The 17,398-nt window shown below is 64.0% G+C and carries 23 protein-coding genes and 1 tRNA gene; 7 read left to right on the top strand and 17 right to left on the bottom strand.

All coding sequences use genetic code 11. The features are described from left to right. Positions 1 to 44 precede the first annotated feature (44 nt). From J4G43_RS30235 to J4G43_RS30275, 9 genes are all read right to left on the bottom strand, one after another. Positions 45 to 221 (bottom strand): hypothetical protein, encoded by a 177-nt coding sequence (locus J4G43_RS30235; RefSeq protein WP_225005211.1) that lies wholly within the window; start codon positions 219 to 221, stop codon positions 45 to 47. Positions 222 to 322: 101 nt separating this feature from the next. Next, the gene (locus J4G43_RS30240) at positions 323 to 2,254 is read right to left on the bottom strand and encodes a ParB/RepB/Spo0J family partition protein (RefSeq protein WP_208087215.1); all 1,932 of its coding nucleotides are present in this window, start codon (positions 2,252 to 2,254) and stop codon (positions 323 to 325) included. A 12-nt stretch (positions 2,255 to 2,266) separates the two neighbouring features. Next, the gene (locus tag J4G43_RS30245; RefSeq protein WP_208087216.1) at positions 2,267 to 3,082 is read right to left on the bottom strand and encodes a hypothetical protein; all 816 of its coding nucleotides are present in this window, start codon (positions 3,080 to 3,082) and stop codon (positions 2,267 to 2,269) included. Next, the gene (locus J4G43_RS30250; protein ID WP_208087217.1) at positions 3,079 to 4,161 is read right to left on the bottom strand and encodes a hypothetical protein; all 1,083 of its coding nucleotides are present in this window, start codon (positions 4,159 to 4,161) and stop codon (positions 3,079 to 3,081) included. The genes J4G43_RS30245 and J4G43_RS30250 overlap by 4 nt, the downstream gene beginning before the upstream one ends. Further along, positions 4,158 to 4,493 carry a hypothetical protein gene (locus J4G43_RS30255; protein ID WP_208087218.1) on the bottom strand — a complete coding sequence of 112 codons (336 nt, stop codon included), beginning with the start codon at positions 4,491 to 4,493 and terminating at the stop codon, positions 4,158 to 4,160. The genes J4G43_RS30250 and J4G43_RS30255 overlap by 4 nt, the downstream gene beginning before the upstream one ends. Then, entirely contained in the window at positions 4,490 to 4,846 is a 357-nt protein-coding gene (locus J4G43_RS30260; RefSeq protein WP_208087219.1) for a hypothetical protein, read from the bottom strand. The genes J4G43_RS30255 and J4G43_RS30260 overlap by 4 nt, the downstream gene beginning before the upstream one ends. After that, on the bottom strand, positions 4,839 to 5,153 hold the full coding sequence (locus J4G43_RS30265; RefSeq protein WP_208087220.1) for a hypothetical protein: 315 nt from the start codon (positions 5,151 to 5,153) through the stop codon (positions 4,839 to 4,841). The genes J4G43_RS30260 and J4G43_RS30265 overlap by 8 nt, the downstream gene beginning before the upstream one ends. Positions 5,154 to 5,278: 125 nt before the next feature. Further along, positions 5,279 to 5,692: a hypothetical protein gene (locus tag J4G43_RS30270; protein WP_208087221.1), complete on the bottom strand. Its 414-nt coding sequence runs from the start codon at positions 5,690 to 5,692 to the stop codon at positions 5,279 to 5,281. Then, complete coding sequence (locus J4G43_RS30275) at positions 5,689 to 5,967, bottom strand: hypothetical protein (protein ID WP_208087222.1); 279 nt, start codon at positions 5,965 to 5,967, stop codon at positions 5,689 to 5,691. Before J4G43_RS30275 ends, J4G43_RS30270 begins: the two co-directional genes overlap by 4 nt. A gap of 45 nt (positions 5,968 to 6,012) precedes the next feature. Here J4G43_RS30275 and J4G43_RS30280 point away from each other — a divergent pair, with 45 nt between their 5' ends. The 5 genes from J4G43_RS30280 (at position 6,013) to J4G43_RS30300 (ending at position 8,969) form a co-directional block, all read left to right on the top strand. After that, the gene (locus J4G43_RS30280; RefSeq protein WP_208087223.1) at positions 6,013 to 6,621 is read left to right on the top strand and encodes a S24 family peptidase; all 609 of its coding nucleotides are present in this window, start codon (positions 6,013 to 6,015) and stop codon (positions 6,619 to 6,621) included. A 120-nt stretch (positions 6,622 to 6,741) separates the two neighbouring features. After that, a complete protein-coding gene (locus J4G43_RS30285; RefSeq protein WP_208087224.1) occupies positions 6,742 to 7,239 on the top strand; it encodes a phospholipase in 498 nt (165 codons plus the stop codon). Next, on the top strand, positions 7,236 to 7,628 hold the full coding sequence (locus J4G43_RS30290; protein WP_208087225.1) for a BTB/POZ domain-containing protein: 393 nt from the start codon (positions 7,236 to 7,238) through the stop codon (positions 7,626 to 7,628). Before J4G43_RS30285 ends, J4G43_RS30290 begins: the two co-directional genes overlap by 4 nt. Further along, on the top strand, positions 7,625 to 7,876 hold the full coding sequence (locus J4G43_RS30295; RefSeq protein WP_208087226.1) for a hypothetical protein: 252 nt from the start codon (positions 7,625 to 7,627) through the stop codon (positions 7,874 to 7,876). Before J4G43_RS30290 ends, J4G43_RS30295 begins: the two co-directional genes overlap by 4 nt. Then, positions 7,851 to 8,969 (top strand): site-specific integrase, encoded by a 1,119-nt coding sequence (locus tag J4G43_RS30300; RefSeq protein ID WP_208087227.1) that lies wholly within the window; start codon positions 7,851 to 7,853, stop codon positions 8,967 to 8,969. The genes J4G43_RS30295 and J4G43_RS30300 overlap by 26 nt, the downstream gene beginning before the upstream one ends. Before the next feature lie 13 nt (positions 8,970 to 8,982). Here the strand turns inward: J4G43_RS30300 and J4G43_RS30305 are convergent, their stop codons facing one another. From J4G43_RS30305 to J4G43_RS30340, 8 genes are all read right to left on the bottom strand, one after another. Beyond that, positions 8,983 to 10,587, bottom strand: coding sequence for a DUF262 domain-containing protein (locus J4G43_RS30305; RefSeq protein ID WP_208087228.1), 1,605 nt, complete (start codon positions 10,585 to 10,587; stop codon positions 8,983 to 8,985). A 207-nt stretch (positions 10,588 to 10,794) separates the two neighbouring features. Beyond that, positions 10,795 to 10,872, bottom strand: a tRNA-Pro gene (locus J4G43_RS30310). 110 nt (positions 10,873 to 10,982) lie between these two features. Beyond that, positions 10,983 to 11,567, bottom strand: coding sequence for a MerR family transcriptional regulator (locus J4G43_RS30315; protein ID WP_071913245.1), 585 nt, complete (start codon positions 11,565 to 11,567; stop codon positions 10,983 to 10,985). A gap of 24 nt (positions 11,568 to 11,591) precedes the next feature. Beyond that, positions 11,592 to 11,933, bottom strand: a complete 342-nt coding sequence (locus J4G43_RS30320) for an integration host factor subunit alpha (RefSeq protein ID WP_028152484.1) — start codon at positions 11,931 to 11,933, stop codon at positions 11,592 to 11,594. 134 nt (positions 11,934 to 12,067) lie between these two features. Then, positions 12,068 to 13,048: a beta-ketoacyl-ACP synthase III gene (locus tag J4G43_RS30325; protein WP_071913243.1), complete on the bottom strand. Its 981-nt coding sequence runs from the start codon at positions 13,046 to 13,048 to the stop codon at positions 12,068 to 12,070. Further along, positions 13,045 to 14,106 (bottom strand): phosphate acyltransferase PlsX, encoded by a 1,062-nt coding sequence (gene plsX, locus J4G43_RS30330; RefSeq protein WP_063982863.1) that lies wholly within the window; start codon positions 14,104 to 14,106, stop codon positions 13,045 to 13,047. Before plsX ends, J4G43_RS30325 begins: the two co-directional genes overlap by 4 nt. A gap of 298 nt (positions 14,107 to 14,404) precedes the next feature. Continuing rightward, a complete protein-coding gene (locus J4G43_RS30335) occupies positions 14,405 to 14,974 on the bottom strand; it encodes a YceD family protein (protein ID WP_208087229.1) in 570 nt (189 codons plus the stop codon). Further along, positions 14,971 to 15,552: a ubiquinol-cytochrome C chaperone family protein gene (locus J4G43_RS30340; protein ID WP_208087230.1), complete on the bottom strand. Its 582-nt coding sequence runs from the start codon at positions 15,550 to 15,552 to the stop codon at positions 14,971 to 14,973. The genes J4G43_RS30335 and J4G43_RS30340 overlap by 4 nt, the downstream gene beginning before the upstream one ends. Before the next feature lie 98 nt (positions 15,553 to 15,650). Here J4G43_RS30340 and J4G43_RS30345 point away from each other — a divergent pair, with 98 nt between their 5' ends. Both J4G43_RS30345 and J4G43_RS30350 read left to right on the top strand, forming a co-directional pair. After that, positions 15,651 to 16,136, top strand: coding sequence for an outer membrane protein assembly factor BamE (locus J4G43_RS30345; RefSeq protein ID WP_028152489.1), 486 nt, complete (start codon positions 15,651 to 15,653; stop codon positions 16,134 to 16,136). Between the two features lie 117 nt (positions 16,137 to 16,253). After that, complete coding sequence (locus tag J4G43_RS30350; RefSeq protein ID WP_208087231.1) at positions 16,254 to 17,255, top strand: Bug family tripartite tricarboxylate transporter substrate binding protein; 1,002 nt, start codon at positions 16,254 to 16,256, stop codon at positions 17,253 to 17,255. Positions 17,256 to 17,398 lie beyond the last annotated feature (143 nt).

The following is a 17,398-nucleotide window of genomic DNA, read 5'->3' on the forward strand; positions in this document are numbered from 1 at the left end:
CGGACTTGTGCTTGCTCATGCTGTCCCCTGCGCCGTGTTCGGGTTCAAGACACCGCTCCCGCCGGCACCAGGCCGGCAGCATTGAGCCAATCGTTGATCTTGATCAGGGCGAGCCGACGGGCGTCGACGACGTCGCGCGCCGGTCGCCATGTGGTCGAGGCCGAGGCCTCCGGCAGGGTCAGGCGAAAGCAGGCCTGATGCCGGGCGCCGTCGTGGCGCATGATCTCGCCGACCTGGACGCGGCCGAGCAGAATTACCTCGCGCCCAATCGTCTAAGGCCGAAACTCCACCACGCCCTCATGCGCCTCGCCTGCCATGGCCGTTACTTCTTCTTCTTCGCGGTCTTTTTGGCGGACTTCTTCGCCGTTTTCTTCACGGCCGATTTGACAGGTTTCTTCGCCGGCGCCGGCGGCGTCGCCTTGCCCTTCGCTTTGACCGGCGGGCCGTCATAGCCCTTGTGGCGCAACTGCGGCGGCAGCCAGCCCGTGGTCGGCACGTTCTCAATCGCGAAGGCGACGATGTCGGTTTTCTGCTTCTTGCCCTGCTGCCGCGACATATCGGCGCCCATGGCCTCCTCAATCGCCTTGAGGCACAGCGCCTTGCTGACGCCGCCGAAATAGTCCTTGGCATCGAAGGCGCCGCGCATCGCCGGATTGAACAGCTTGGCATCGATCGCGCCGCAGATGGCGAGCGCACCATCGTGCCGATCGTCCTGGTCAAGGGCACAGTTCTGGAAATCGAGCGCATCGGCCGCGATCTGCGCGAGAAGCGATATCCGCTCGGCCGGTTTCATGGCCATCGCGAGCGGCAGCGCCTTCTTCATCTCCTCGGCGCCCAGAATGCTGCGATCATTGCCACGTCGGCCGAGCCCGTTGGCGCTGACCTTGATGCCGTCGCCCTCATAGCAACCAAAACCGGCGAGCAGCACCGACAACGCCAGATGCTCGTCCTGAATCAGAGCGGTCGCGGCTGCCTTGGTCAGTTGCACCGACAGCCGATGAAGCAGCGCGTTGGAAATCTCCGGCTCGTCCGCTGCGTTGCCCTTTGCCGCCGGCGCGGCCGCCTGGACACGCTTCGCCGCCTCCGGATCGCCTTTCGACAGTTTCGCATTCTCCGGCTTCTTGATGCCGTAGAGCACGGTCAGCTTTCCCTCCTCGACGTCGACGATGCAGCCCAGCGTCTTGCGCTTCTTGGCATCGAACGCGCGCATCCGGACCGCGGAGTCTATCGTCTCAACCTCGATCCGCAGCCGGTCAAGCTCGTCATGCATCGAGTCATTCCACTCGTCGCTCTCTTCGAGCTCGGTGGCCGTTGCCTCCGCCCTTGTGCGCCGCTCCAGCTCGTCACCCTCATAGGGCAGCTTGCGTATCTCGGGTTTCGGCCACCATCGCGCGCCCTGCGGCAGGTCGGTGACGATCTCGGCCCATGCCCAGCCGTCGGCGCGCAGTTCCTCGCATTTCGCGGTGAGCACGTCGCGCGCCATCTGCTTCAGCAATGCCTCGTCGCTGACGATATGCGAGCTGCCGAACAGATCTTCGGTCAACACGCCGCCACGGGCCCGGTAGGCGTCGGCACCGATGAACTCGACCAGCTGCGCGACGTCGCGATCGAGCGCATCGGCGCCGAGCTCGCGCTTGACGCTCCAGTGCTGCACGCGGCCGCCACCCTTCGACAGCTTCTCGAACACCTTGTCCTGCGTCTTGTGGTCCAGCGCCAGCGTAAAGGCTTGTGCCGCTTCGGCAACAAGATCGCCGGCGCGCCAGGCCTGACGAATTTTCGGACTGAGCCGGCCGAGCGCGAGCGCCTGGAGGACCTGCTTCGCGCTCAACCCGTACTGCTGCGCAATCTCCTCCTCGCTCTTGCCCCTCTCCTCGAGCAGGGCAAAGGCCTCATACTGGTCGACCGGATGCAGCTGCTCAGCGGTGATCGCCGTCGTCAGCGAGTATTCGAAGGCCTTGGTCTCGTCGACCTGGTGCAGCGTACAGCCGATCGGCAGCTCCGCACCTTCGCCGTCGATCATGTGCAGCGCCTTCAGGCGCCGGTTTCCGTTCGCGATCGCATAGAAGCCGCCGCCGGCCTCCTTCACGATCAGGTTCTCGATCAGCCCTGTTGGATTGTCTTCGGTGCGATTGGCGAAGATGTTGGCGGCCAAGGCGGCGATGCCATCCTCACGCCCTACCACGCGGGCGTTGATGCCGGCGCCATCCTCGTGGCCGAACTTCAGGCGGTTGAGCGGAATCTGCAGGTCAGACATCAGGGCCTCCTGTCACCATTTGAAAAGGATCGCATCGAAGCGATCGCCGAGGTTGGGAACGAAGTAGTCGCGAAAGGCCTCCGGGCTGTCGAAGCCGTCGGCAAAGGTTTCGGCGCAGAACGCATTGGGCGCATCACCAGGCGACCAGAACAGCATCGCGTCGCCGGCACGCCAGCCGCGCGGACCGTCGATCCTGCAGACCGGGTAGCGACTGCCATCCGGATTGATGATCTCGCTGTGAAGGATGTTGAGCGCGTAGACCCGTATGCCCCCGTCCTGGGCGCGGACCTCGCCGATCAGCTCGCGCGCAGGCGTGCGGGACTTCCACCACAGATGGAGGTCATAAGGGATCGAGTCGCCGATCGGGTCCCACTCCAGCAGCTTGCGGCCGCGCTCGCCGAGCTTGCGTATCGTCTGCCGCTTGACACGGGCGCCGGCGATGTCCTCGCCGCGGCGCTGGCGCAGGCCGGCGCGGATGTAGGGCAGCATGGGCGGCTCGGAGAAGCTGATCAGCATCGCTCGCTCCGGTTCCTGTTCACCGAACAAGTCCGACTCTTGTGCCTTTTCGCGGCCGCCGGCATAGGCCATCGCGATCAGCGCGCGCGCGACCAGGTGCCAGACGTGGATCCGGAGCCGCGGATAGCTGACCACCGTTCCTGACCGCTGACACTCGCCGCGATCGAGCTGCTCGCGCGATCGGCCCCGCAGGGATTCGATGGAATAGCTGGCGATCTCCGGCGTCCCGCCGGCGTTGCGAATACGCATCCGCGCGATCTCGGTAACCTTGTGGGTGATGGCAGAATGCAATTCGACGCGGACAACGATCACGCTACCCTCCTCATCACCGGATGCTGTGTGAACCGTGCCGCATCGTCCGACTTGGTCAGCTCGTCGACGACGATCGGCGGGATCCAGAACGGCGCCTGTGGCTTGTGGCCCTTGATCCAGACCAGCCAGATGTAGGCCGTGGCCGTGCCGCCTTCGGGATCCCAGCGGCCCTTGCACAGCGCAATGCGCTCGCTGAAGAAGGCGATCAGCGTCGGCGGCGTCATGTCGGGATCGAAGATGCGCTCATAGCGGCCCTCGCCTTCCAGCCATTGCAGCCGGACGAACATGGCGACGCCGACGCGCGCGAGCGCGAGCATTCGGGTGAGGAAGGCTTCGGCCTTCTCGTCGAACGGCGGGTTGGTGATGAACCAGTCGGCGGTCTGGCTGGTGTGCTCGTCGAGGAAGTCGGCGACGTCGCCATAGCCGTAATCGAAGACATCGCTGGCGAACACCTGCGCAAAATATTCGGTCAGCACCTCGGCGATATGCCCCTCGCCGCAGGCGGGCTCGCGCGCCGTCGCATTGCTGACCGAGACCTTCAGGTGCTTGAAGACGATCTCGACCAGCGCCCGCGTCGCGCAGGGCGCCGTCGGGAAATAATCCAGGCTGTCGTCCGGCTCGACCCGGCCGGACATGATGGAACGCGCGCCGTGGATCACGCCCTTGTCGTCGATCGGGTCGACCAGGATGGCGCGGCCGCCCTTGATCTTGTCGCGCACCGCCTGGCACAGCGCGTCGAACGCGACCAGATCCAGCCCGGCCGCCTTCTGTGCCTTCGATGACAGATCCTTGGTGACCCCGATCTCGTCGAGCGTCGCGCGCTGCGTGTCGTCCTTCTTGCGCCGGCCGCCGCCAGAGGCAACCAGGCCGGCCAACTGCAGCGCGTCGAGGATCTCGCCGAGGCGCCGCTCGGAGCGCATCTGGAACACGGTCGCGTCCGCCAGCAGCTCGCGATCGCGGATCTGTCGCGCATGCAGCCGGACATGCTCCAGCTGCTCGCGGATCTCCAGCACCTCGGAGACCTGGCTGGCCTCGGCGAGCATGGTGCGAACGCGATCGTAGGCGGCGAGCAGGGTCATCGCCGGTACGCCTCGCCAGCCGCTTCCTTCTCGCTCTTCAGCTGCTGCCAAGCCTCGCCCCGCAGCAGCGGCAGCAGAGCGCCGATCGCCCCGAGCCAGCGCGACGTCGGGTCCATGTCGCTGGCGAAGAACGCATCGAGGCAGGCGACGATCGCGACCCCGGAATGCGTGCAGCGGACGCCCTCCGCCGGCCGCTTGTCGGCATCGCGGATCTCCTGTGCCAAGAGCGGATAGCGCGTGTCGGCCGCGAGGCCATGATGCCGCGCGGGCCTGGTGATCACCTCCTCGGTGAAGCCGATCAGATCGGTCAGCGTCTGCGACAGCGGCCTCATGCTGTCGCTCCATGCTCGCGCGCGAACCGGGTGCGCTCCTGCTGGACGAGCTCGACCAGCGAGGCGATGACATGCATCCAGCGATCGATCCGCGCGGGCTCGAACACGCCGGGCGGCGCCTCGGCCGCAGCGCGCGCCGTCGACGCCATCGCCACATTGAGCAGCCGCACCGGAATGAGCAGGCCATTGGCCAGTGGATCGCTCATCATCAGGTCGAGCTGCAGCTGCTCGGCGTGCATGCCGAGCAGCGTCGGCCCGTCCTGCCCTTGCAGGAACGCCGTGGCGTGCTTGACGGCGCACACCGCCAACATGTTCGCCACCTGGCGCGAGGAGAACGGCAGCGCCTCAGACATCGCGGCGGTCCTCCCTGATCATCGAGAAGTAGCGGACGGCGGGAAACCCCGGGTGGACCTGGTCCCCACCGTCCGCCGCCGTGCCGGAGGGCAGCCGCACGGATCTGAAGAAGAGCGGCCGGCGCAGACCGAGCGGATCGGCCCAGCGCCGCGCTTCGGCGCGCGCCGTCATCGCCTCGAGCTCGGCGCGCGAATAAGGGAGCTTGGCCGACGGGTGTCGCCGCCGCCGGCCAAGCGTCATCGCGGACGCCAAACTGAGCGCGATGAAAACGAGTGCGATCGAGATCAGGATCTTTGCTGTGATCATTTCAGACACGTCTCCTCGTTCGCAGGACAGGGTCCGGCGGCGGGTTGGCTCGAAACGCGGGTGGCTACGGAAGGCGCGCGGGGCTTAGATTGGCGGCCCCTCGCGGATGTCGGTTGTGCGCAGGATCATCCGGTGATCTCCGCCTGAAGGGCCTTCGCGTAAAGCTGGGTGGCTTCGTCGAGGTTGCGCTTCATCGCCTTCAGCGAGGCGCGGCGGCGAACCTCTTCGATGTAGTCGACGTTCCGACCCTCGCCGATGGCGAGCAGCACCTGGCGCCCGATGTCGTGCTCCTTGAGGCACAGCAGCTTGGCCAGGATCTCCGCATTTTCTGCCCGCGCTCCACAGAGCAGCTTTTCGCAGGCGTTGAGCGGCTCATCGAGCAAATAAGCCAGCGTTTTCGCGGCGGTACCGGCCGGCAGCAAGTCCTTCACTTTTTGCATGACCGGAGAAATCTGATTCCGGGATTGGAAGGCCACCTTCCGGTTTCGGAAGGTAGACAATTTGCCTACCGGCGTGGCTTTGCGCATGCTGCGGCTCATGATGCAGCTTTCTCCTCGATCCCCTTGGCAGCGAGGTCCGCGATCAGATCGGCGGTAACGCCAACAATGCCGCGCGCCTGGGCGCCCTTCACGATGTTGGAGACGTACTCATGCACGATGCGATCACGACGACGCATGGCCTTGGCCGCGCCATAGGTTGCGCCAGCATCGGCGGCGAAGTCCGACAGTGTCGGCCAGGCGTCGATGATGGACCGGTGCGAATCAAAAACGTCGCTCATAAACAATCGGTACTTTTTGTACCGGTGATTCGTCAAGCGATCGGTCCAACTTGTACCGGTAAAATCGGTACAAAATGGACCATGAAGGATGTCTACGATCGACTCGTCTGGCTCAGAAGCCGCCACGACCGCCTGAAAAAGTCCAAGCGGGTGGCTGCCGACGCCTATGGCATCGGTTACGAGGTCTATAAGAAGATTGAGACGCGAGAGAACGCCCGCAACCTTACCAGTGACCAGACACTCACGATCGCCCGGTTTCACAAAGTCTCGCCCGGCTGGCTGATGTTCGGCGAGGGCAAGCCGGCGGGTCTAAGCGGCGTCAGGCTGATCGGCGAGATCGGCGCGGGCCAGGAGATCCACCCCTTTGCCGACGACGGCGCGTATGAGCCGGTCGCAGCAGACATAGGCAATCCCGACGCCGTCGCATTTCAGGTCAAAGGCGACAGCATGCTGCCGCTCGCGCGAAACAACGACCTGATCTTCGTCGGACCGGAGCAGAAAGACATCACCCAACTGATCGGCCGAGAATGTGCGGTCATGCTCGAGGACGGCCGCCGCTTTTTCAAGGTCATCGAGAACGGCTCGAAGCGGGGCCGACACGACCTGATCTCGTACAACGCCGAGCCGATCCGAGACGTTACCATCCACTCCGCCGGGCTTTTCCTCGGCCTCAAGCGCAACGGGCATTAATCGAGCGATTCGGGACATTTAGGACCGATCAGAAAGCCCACCCCTACTATCGGTACATTTTGTACTTGACCGAATAGGTACAATAAGTACCTTGTTTTCCCGCATCACCCGGGAGAACCCATGCCGCGCCAGCAAGACGACGACATCTCCAAGACCGACTTCGCCTGGCAGCTCCGGCTGCACAGCCTTGCCTATCTCCCCAACATCGATCGCTTCATCGACCTGCGCCATCCCAAGGCCGGCCGACACATCCTGCCCGTGCTGAACGAGGCCGGCCGGATGCTGCGCGACACCTCGATCCAGTCGTGCCTCGCCGCCCGCGCCGCCTACGAGGCCGAACTGGCCGAGATTGCTAAGGCGGAGCAGCAGAAGGCCGCGCTGGCCGAGCAGCTCGCCCCGGCCGCGATCGCGCCCTGCCGCGCCGATCTCGAAGGCCCCCAGGCCGTCTCCCAGCTCGCCGACGACTTCATTGTGCAGACCACTCGCAATGACGGCGTGGTGTGGGCAGACCTTGTCCGGCTGGGCTGGACCGGCCCGCAGCTGAAGCGGCACTCCGACGCCGCCCGCATCGTCGCGCAGCGGCGGCAGGAGAAGCAGACGGCCGAGGTGATGGCATGACCGTGCTTCGCCCCGAGGGCTTCGCAGGGCGCGGCCCTGCCAATCGCAAGGACCTGATCGCGCGCATGGCTGCGGATCTCTGCCGCGCCGGCATTCCCACCGACGAGACCGACGCGATCCGCGCGCTCTGCCGGCTCGACTATCGCTTCGGCGACGTGACGGCACTCGCCGAGGACGCCCTTTTCGCGGCCCGCGAGAGCGCGGTCGCGGCGTCCATGGCGACCGAAACTCCGCAGTCCCCGTCTCCGGCCAAGGCCTCGCAAGCCCCACTGCCGGAAACAGTCCTGGCCGCCCCGGGATCAAAGGACAGCGGCTTCTTATCCACCAGCCTCTCGCTGCTGACGCTCGAGGCGCCGCTGGCGTGGCGCAATCCGGAGACGGGTGCGTGAGCGAGAAACGCTGCCTGACGAAGGACGAGGCAGCCGCCTATTGCGGCTGCAACACGCTGGCAGCGTTCGACAGCTGGCTCCAGAAAGGCCTTATCCCCAAGGCGATCCCGGGCACCAACCGGTGGGACCGGAAAGCCATCGACGCGGCACTGGACCGCGCCTCCGGGCTTGTGACAGACTCCGCCGCCGAGCTGACCCCGTACCAGCGCTGGAAGGCCGAGAATGCGCGGAAGACCCAAGCAGCCTGACAAGCCGCTGAAGCTGAAAGGCATCCATCGCGTCAAGAAGCGGCAGAAGGATGGATCGATCAAGGTCCACCTGTACCACCGCGCGACCGGTCTTCCGCTCGACGAGAACAATCTCGCCGAGAGCTACGCCGCGGCCGCGAAGACAATGCGGACGAAGGGCGAAGCGACCATGGTGCAGCTGATCCGGCATTTTGATCAATCCGCCTATTTCGACGGCCTCAGCGAGGAGCACCGCAAGCAGTATGTCTGGAAGCTGAAGCGCATCGAGGCGCGCTGGGGCAGCTGTCCCGCGGCGACGTTCAATGATGCCGACGATGCGCTCGAGTTTCGCAAGGATGCGCTGGCCTGGCACAACGAGCTCGGCAAGGTCTCGCCGCGCTCGGCCGACAACCTGGTCGCAGCGCTGGCGCGTGTGCTGTCCTATGCGAAGGAAAAGGCGGTCATCAAGTTCAACCCGCTCGACACGTTTGCACGGCTCTACAGGAGCCACCGGTCGGAGCTAACCTGGCCAGATGAATTGCAGCAGCAATTCATCAGCACCGCGCGGCCGGCCATGGCAACGGCGATGATCCTGGTCCGCAACACGGCGATGCGCGCCAGCGACGTCCGCAAGTTTCCCTGGACACGCTATGACGGGCAGAGGGTGCAGATCCGCTCGACCAAATCCGGCAAGCTGCTCTGGATCCCGGCGACGCGCGAGCTGAAGGCTCACCTGGACGCGCTCAAAGAAACGAAGGCCGGCGCGCTGGTGATGCTCACCCCGACCGGCAAGGCCTACACCAAGCGTTACTTCAACGCGCACTGGCGCGAGGACTGCGATAGGGTCGACGCGATCAACGCCGAGGCGATCGCCGCAGATCCCGACTTCGTCAAAACGGCCGCGCTGAATTTTCACGACAACCGCGGCACAGCTGCGACGCTGCTCGCCGAGGCCGGTGGGACGGCACCGGAGATCGCGGAGGCGCTGACCTGGACCGTCGACAAGGCGCAGAAGGTGATCGATCTTTATCTCGCGCGGCGCGGCGTTCTGGCCGCGAATGCTATCGCGAAGCTCGAAGAATATCGGGATCGAAAAGCCGCGCCGCCCGACTAGAAAGATAAAGCGATCACGCGCCTTTCTTCGTTTTGGGCGCTGTCCCGCCGCCGAGTAGCTGCGCGGCGTAGAAGGTGAGAAGAACCGAGCGCTCCTCGACGAAAGTTTCGAAATTGTCCTGCCACGTTGAAGGCGGGAGGAAGTTTGCCTCTTCAATATCCTCAATGTCTTCGCCCATCCGCTTGCGGTAGTCGCTGGGAGCGCTGCCGGAGATGCTGTTGTTGTCGGACCGCGAGAGGAAGCACATGTTCGCCAAGCAAGAGTCGTCGATCTCCGAATTCTTAGCGGTCTTTAGGAAGCTTCGGGGGTGGATATGGTGAAATTCGTTGCGATTGTATTCTTTCAGCGCCTTGCGAAGATCGATCTTGTTTCCGCTCAGGAATGAGCGCGGACCCTTCTGCGCGAGGAGCAGGATGAAAGTTCGGGAGACAACGGAATTCAAACGGAAGGTGTTGTTGAGGAAGAACGTGTTGCTGAGACCGGCTTCGGGATGAGTTAGTTTTGTTATCGAGCCGTCGGCGAGCTTGGCGAACTCGATGACATCCTCACGCAGGCTCTTGATGGGCTGGCTGTTGTATTTCCTGTGAATGCAGGTGTGCCAGAACCACCGGAGAATCTCCTTGCGCTGGTTGTTCGTGACCCTCTTCTGCTTGTTCGGCTCACCAGCAAAGAACACGCTGAGGGGAACAAGAAGATTGACATAGGGAAGGTTATCGAGGCTCTCGACGTGCAGGTTCTTGCGTAAAAAGTCGATGGCACCCTTAATGCCTGTAACGACGTGGTCGAACGTCTCGCGAACCTTCGTTCCATTTAGCGAAATCAGCGAGTCCGGCGAAGGGTCGCGCAGCATAACCGCGCTACAGCACCTTAGCAGGAGGTCCTTGTCGCCGCCCACGTCCTTGAAGCCGAACGGGGTCAGGTCGGCTGCCAGTTCTTCGAAACGCTGGTTGAGGTCGAAGTCACCACTCCACGTCCAAGCGCTCAGGAGCTGGACAGTATCAAGCTCAACGCCCCTTTGGTTGACGCGTTCGAACACGATGGCGACCGCAGTCTTGTCCTCGGTCGTAATGGTTTGGACCGGGATAAGGGCTTCCTTGAAGCGCGCCTGGATCTTGTCGAGGCGCGCAATCGTAGTGTCGTCGTAGTCGGTGGTTTCCTTCCGGTAGAGAACTGGGTCGAACAGGCAGCCGATCGGGAAGTGCTGATGCTTAATGACGTCTTCGTCTTCTAGCGCGGTGAACGATGACTCCTGCGCGTTCTCGCTGCCCTTCATGTCGTAGTAGATTTTCGCCCAGAGCGGTTTGTCTTCCAGCGCGATCTCCGTCTGGAAAACACCAAAGATGGACGTGATGCGCTGCTGGCCGTCGAGGATATAGTCCGTCGGATACTCGGGGTCATTCTGGGGGAGATGGAACGGCCCGAGGTCACGTTCGTGGGTCAACTCTTGCTTCGTGCGCCAGAGCAAAATTGAGCCGAACGGATAGCCTTTGTAGATGCTGTCCATTAGGTAGGCGACGCGTTCTGGATCCCAGACGAAGCCGCGCTGGAAGTTCGGAACGCGCATGCGCCCGGCCAGCAGTTCTTGAATGATCTTACGAATATTCAGCGGCTCGGCCACGAATCCCCCCATTGTTTACCGCAAGTTGCAGGACCGAGAGGAGAATTCAAGCGCTTGCAAGGTCGTGCCGGAGATCATCCCGCGCAAACCGCGTAGATCAGCAAGGGCCGCCGGAACGTCCGACGAACAAAATTGTAAACCGAATGTAAACGGGCGGTCCGCTGTAAACCGACCGCCCCAAAACGACTTTGATTTGATTGGTGAAAATGGTCGGAGCGAGAGGATTTGAACCTCCGACCCCTAGTCTCCCAGACTAGTGCGCTAACCGGGCTGCGCCACGCTCCGAACGTCGTTCCATTAGCTAGGATCGTCGCTTTGCGCAAGGCGAGGTCGCAGCATTTTGGCGTCCGTGCCCACAGCCCCGGAACTGCCGGCCAAGCTCGCGAAAAGCGCCCCTAGCCGTCCTTCAGCGCCTGATCCAGCATTTCCCGACACGCGACAAGGTCAGCGAGCACCCGTCCGAGCCGCTCCCGGTCGATGGCGCTGGGCCCGGCAGGTGCGGCGGGAGTGCCGCCCTTGCGGAAGGTGGTGAGGATGTCCTCGTCGTCGACCTCCGTGAAGCGGAAGTCGATGCCTTCCTCCTCGTCGCCCTGGTAGTCGTCTTCGTCGGCATCCGTGACGCCCTTGATGGGCGCCTCGTCGTCGTCGTCGGGCTCCATCAGGCTGGCGCCGATGGCATCCTCAATGGCCCCGAACGAGACCGCGGCCGCGCCGTCGGCGAGGCCCTGCACCGACTTGACGCCGTGCTCCTTGAGGATCCGCTGCACCCCGCGGATGGTGTAGCCCTCTCCGTAGAGCAGGCGGCGGATGCCCTTGAGCAGATCGACGTCGTCGGGGCGGTAGTAGCGGCGGCCGCCGCTGCGCTTCATCGGCTTGATCTGGGAGAATCGGGTCTCCCAGAACCGCAGCACGTGCTGCGGAATGTCGAGTTCCTGAGCTACTTCGCTGATGGTTCGGAACGCATCCGGCGCCTTGTCCAAATGCCTAATCCTTCGCGCAGGCGGTTACGCCTCGGGTTGAGCCTTGCTGGCGTCGCCATTGCCGCGATGCTGGGTGTTGATCCGCTGCTTCAGGATCGCCGACGGCTTGAACACCATGACGCGGCGCGGCGAGATCGGCACCTCGGTGCCGGTCTTCGGATTGCGACCGATACGCTGACCCTTCTTGCGGACCATGAAGGAGCCGAAAGAGGACAATTTCACCGTCTCGCCCTTCTCCAGGCAGTCGGTGATCTCCTTCAGGACGAGTTCCACGAAGGCAGACGATTCCGTGCGCGACAGGCCCACCTTCTGGTAGACGGCCTCGCAGAGATCAACACGCGTTACGGTTTTGCTTTGGTCGGTCATCGCCCTGCCCCACATCACGGCGAACAATTGTTGTCTGAAATTATGAGGTTACGATACGCCGGTCAACAGCGCTCATCAATGCAGGCGCATCGATAATGGCAGCTAATTCCGGCAAAATTTTATCGAATGTGGCGCTACCAGCGCACCAGCGCGGAGCCCCAGGTGAACCCGCCGCCCATCGCCTCCAGCAAAACCAGGTCGCCGCGCTTGATGCGGCCGTCCTTGCGCGCCACCGACAGCGCCAGCGGGATCGAGGCCGCCGAGGTGTTGCCGTGGCGGTCCACCGTCAGCACCACCTTCTCCGGCGCGATGTGGAGCTTGTGGGCGGAGGCGTCGATGATTCGCTTGTTGGCCTGGTGCGGCACGAACCAGTCAATGCTGTCGGCATTGAGCCCGGTGGTCTGGAAGGCGTCGACGATCACGTCGGTAATCATGCCGACCGCGTGCTTGAAGACCTCGCGGCCCTCCATGCGCAGATGGCCGACGGTCTGGGTCGAGGACGGACCGCCGTCGACGAACAGCTTTGCCTTGTGGCGGCCGTCGGAGCGCAAGTGAGTGGTCACGACGCCGCGGTCGGTCGCGGCATTGCCCGGCTGCTCCTGTGCCTCCAGCACCACCGCGCCGGCACCGTCACCGAACAGCACGCAGGTGCCGCGATCGTTCCAGTCGAGGATGCGCGAGAAGGTCTCGGCGCCGATCACCAGCGCGCGCTTGAAGGCGCCGGTGCGCAGGAAATTGTCGGCGGTGGCGAGCGCGAACACGAAGCCCGAGCACACCGCCTGGAGATCGAACGCCGCGCCATGGTTGATGCCGAGCGCGTGCTGCACCGCGACCGCGGTTGCGGGGAAGGTGTTGTCAGGCGTCGAGGTCGCCAGCACGATCAGCTCGATCGACTGCGCGTCCACGCCGGCGTCGCTGAGCGCAGCCTGCGCCGCCTTGATCGCCAGATGCGAGGTGAACTCGCCCTCGGCCGCGATATGCCGCTCGCGAATGCCAGTGCGCTGCACGATCCATTCGTCGGACGTATCGATGCGCGCCGCCAGCTGGGCGTTGGTCACCACCTGCTCCGGCAAATAAGAGCCGCAGCCCAGCACGACCGAACGAATTTGAGTCACGAAACAGCCTCCTGCGCGGTCTGCACGGAACTAAGTGCACCACCCTCGCGGTTGAGCATCTGATTGATCTTGTTCAGGAGATCGTAGTGAGCCATCTCATAGCCAACATCGATCGCATAGGCAAAGCCTTCGGAGCTGATTCCACCATGGCTCTTGACCACGATCCCGTTCAATCCAAGGAACACGCCGCCGTTGGACTTGTTCGGGTCCATCTTGTCCCGCAGGGCCTTGAAGGCGCTGCGCGCCAAGAGGTAGCCGAGCTTGGACAGCCAGCTCCGCTGCATCTCGTTGCGGAGTAATTCCGCCATCTGCCGTGCGGTTCCCTCGGCGGCCTTGAGCGCGATATTGCCGCTGAAGCCTTCGGTGACGATGACGTCGGCCAGCCCTTTGCCGATACCATCCCCCTCGACGAAGCCGAGATAATCGAGCTCCGGCAGGTTCACCGCACGCAGCCTGTCCCCGGCCTCGCGGATCTCCTCGTGCCCCTTGATCTCCTCGGTCCCGATATTGAGCAGGCCGACCGTGGGCCGGGGCTTGTCGAACAGGACGCTCGCCATCGCGGCGCCCATGACGGCGAGCGACACCAGATGGTGTGCGTCGCCACCGATGGCGGCACCGAGGTCGAGCACGACCGATTCGCCGCGCTTGGTCGGCCATACTCCGGCAATCGCCGGGCGGTCGATGCCCGGCAGCGTGCGCAGGTGGAAGCGCGACATCGCCATCAGCGCGCCGGTATTCCCGGCGGAGATCACGACATCCGCCTCACCCTTCTTCACCGCGTCGATGGCGAGCCACATCGAGGAGGTCTTGCGGCCGCGCCGCAGCGCCTGGCTCGGCTTATCATGCATGGCGACGGCGACGTCGGTATGGATGATCTTCGAAGCGGCCTTGAGGGCGGGATGCTTCTCGAGCTCGGGCTCGATCTTGGCGCGGTCCCCGACCAGCAGGAATTCGATCTCGCGATGCCTGTGAAGCGAGATGGCGGCGCCTGGAATGACCACGGCGGCGCCGACGTCGCCCCCCATGGCGTCAAGCGCGATGCGAACCTTGCTTGGCATAAAAGTCCTGGAAACCTGGTCTGGTGCGGTCTTGAACGAGCGGTGCCGCAAAATGGGTCCGCCATGGACATGGCGACCGGTCAGGCGCCACGCGGCGCCCGGACCGGGGCGCGACAATAGCGTTTTGTTATCCCGAAACAACCTCTTGCCCCCAGCCTTTTGCATTCGGGGCGACCCGCGGGCGGCGGCGAAAATTCACAATAAGCGTATTGAAATCAAACAGATATAAGCTCCTTTCAAAGCATCCGGACAGGCATCTCACGCACCCCGCAAAGCGATCCCCACCGGGAATGCCCAGCTATTTGCCCTTCTTCTTGTCCTGGAGCGCCTTCAGCGCCGCGAACGGATGGTCCTCGGGGTCCAGCGCGGTGACCTCGGCCTCGAACTTGACGCCCGGCTTGCGCGGATAGGGATCGACCGCCAGGAACAGCGCATCGGTGGCAATCCAGCCGAGATCGATGATGCCGTTCACGATTGCCTCCGGCGGATCGATCACCTCCGGCGGCTCCGCGTCGTCCTGCCCCTCCTCGATCAGGTCGGCCATCTTCCGAACCTCGGCTTCGGGGGCGAACACCAGATCGACGTCCTCCTCGATCTCGCTCTCGATCGGATCGAGGGTGACGACACAGATCTGGCCGATCCGGGCGCGGACGTGCCCCGTAACCTGGATCCGGCCGCCGCTCTTGGGGACGACGTCGAAAGCAGCCTGGGCGGAGAGCACCTCCCGCAAGCCGCCGACCTCGGCGATGGCCTGCAGCTCGGCGACCGAAGCCTTGAGCTTGCGGTGCAGGCCGGTGTCGGGGATCTGCGCGACGATGACGGGGGACCGCCAGGGATCGGGTCGGGATTCGGCGTTCGGTCGGCTCATCGCGTGATGTCCTCAGTGAGCGCTGGGGGATACTTGAAGGATGCGCACAGCAGCTTGGCCTCGTCTGTCCGGCCGAGATCGGCCTCGGTGGCCCGGGCGTAGGCCGCGAGCTGGCGCGCCTGGTCCATGCCGGTCCCATTCAGGATATTCTTGCAGATGGCGGCCGCCAGCGCCTCGCCGCCCCCTTCGATGGCTTGGTCATAGGCCTGGACGCGGCCGTAAAACGCCTCGCCGAAGGCCCGCATCCGCTTCGGCACGGTCTGGTCGCCTATCCCCATCTCGCGCAGATTGTCGTCCATGTCCTCGCAGAAGCGGTCGAACAGCGCCTGCGACAGCTCCGTGGCGCCTTGGCCCTGGTTGGCGGCTTGGTTGACGCTCTGGACCGTGCGCAGGCGTCGCAGCAGCAGCCAGAGATGCAGCAGCAACAGGTCGAAACGCCCGTTAACCGTATCGGGCACGCCCAAGTCGCGGTAAAATATGGGTTCTCGCGCCTGCGTCACGATCATGCCATAGATGGCTTCAATGGTGCCGCGCGGGGCTTGCCGGGGTTTACTGAAGTGATTGAACGGCCAAACCATTGTGGGTTCCGCAAGCGGGCGTGCGCGTGTTGCAATTGCAGTCTCCGCCCGGTACTTCAGCGCCTCGCGCGACGCAAGGGGACGGAATCAGTTCCACGATGACGATAACGAACCAGACCAGCCTGCGCGCCAACAAGCCGCGCGGCCTTCATGCACGCTGGCGCGGTTTGCGCATGCTCGCGGCCGTCGCCCTGGTCGGCGCCGCCCTTGCCGGCTGCACCGGCGAGCAATTCCAGAAGGGTTACATCCTGCCGCCCGGCGCGCTGGAGCAGATTCCGATCGGCGCGAGCCAGGACCAGGTGCTGATCGTGATGGGCACCCCCTCCACGGTCGCGACCCTCGACGGCGAGGTGTTTTATTACATCTCGCAGCGCTCGGAGCGGATGGTCGCCTTCATGAACCAGAAGGTGGTCGACCAGCGCGTCATCGCGGTCTATTTCGACAAGAATCGGCGCGTGCGCCGGCTGGCGAATTACGGCCTTCAAGACGGCAAGATCTTCGACTTCATCAGCCGGACCACGGCGACGTCGGGTCAGGAGATGAACTACCTAACGCCGCTGTTCAAGCTGCTCAGCTTTAACTGAGTCTTCAGCCTGCGGCGTCGTGCCGCCCTCCGCGCGGCACTTGCCGTCGCGTGCGGCTTGCCGTTGCGCGCCCGGTTCCATACGCTCCCTGCAAAACAAGAAGCAGGGAGTGGATTCGTGCCCAAGACTTTGTTGTCCCGCCGTCGCGTGCTCGCCGGTGCTGCCGGCCTCTCGGCCGCAGCGATCCTGCCGCGATCGAGCCTGGCGGACTGGAAGCCCACCGAAAACGTCCGCATCATCGTGCCGGCTGCGGCCGGCGGCTCGACCGACGTCATGGGCCGGCTGCTGGCCGCGCATCTGCAGACCGCCTGGGGCCAGTCGGCGGTCGTGGAGAACCGCTCCGGCGGCGGCGGTACGATCGGCACGGCCGAGGCCGTCCGCGCCAAGCCTGACGGCCACACCATCCTGATCGGCAACCCCGGGCCGAACGCGATCGCCTACAGCATCTTCAAGAACCTCACCTACAAGCCGGACCAGCTCCAGCCGGTCTCCAACATGATCCGGATCCCGAACATCGTCTCGGCGCATCCGAAGACCGGCATCAAGTCGGTCGCCGAGCTGATCGCGTATCTGAAGACCAACCCAGACAAGCTCAGCTACGCCTCGTCCGGCGTCGGCCAGAGCCCTCACCTCACCGGCGCCTGGTTCCTCCAGCTCACCGGACTGAAGATGACGCACATCCCGTTCCGCGGCGCGGGCCCCGCGCTCCAGGCCGCGCTGGCCGGCGACATCCAGATCCTGTTCGACAATCTCTATCCGAGCCTGCCGCAGGTGCAGAACGGCACCCTCACCGGCCTCTGCGTCACCACGACCGACCGCAGCGACCTCGCGCCGAACCTGCCGACCATGCGCGAGAGCGCGCCGGAGCTGGCCAATTTCGATGTGTCGTCGTGGTTCTCGGTGTTCCTGCCGAAGGGTGTGCAGCCCGCCGTGCTGGAAGCGCTCAATCTTCAGGTCAAAGCGATGCTGGAGCGCGACGACATCAAGAAAAACATCGCCGCCATGGGCGCCCGCGCCGATTACGGCTCGCCGCAGCAGTTCGCCGACTTCGTGGACGCCGAGACGAAGAAGTTCGCCGGCATCATCCAGAAGGAAGGCCTGCAGATGGACGTGCAGTAGGCACCACATCCGTCATTGCGAGCGCAGCGAAGCAATCCAGACTTTCGCCGCGGGAAGATTCTGGATTGCTTCGCTACGCTCGCAATGACGTGGTGAGAGCCTCCAGCCCATCAAACAAAAACCCCGCGGCTCGCGCCGCGGGG

Origin of the sequence: Bradyrhizobium barranii subsp. barranii, from assembly GCF_017565645.3 — a bacterium.
Lineage (GTDB): Bacteria > Pseudomonadota > Alphaproteobacteria > Rhizobiales > Xanthobacteraceae > Bradyrhizobium > Bradyrhizobium barranii.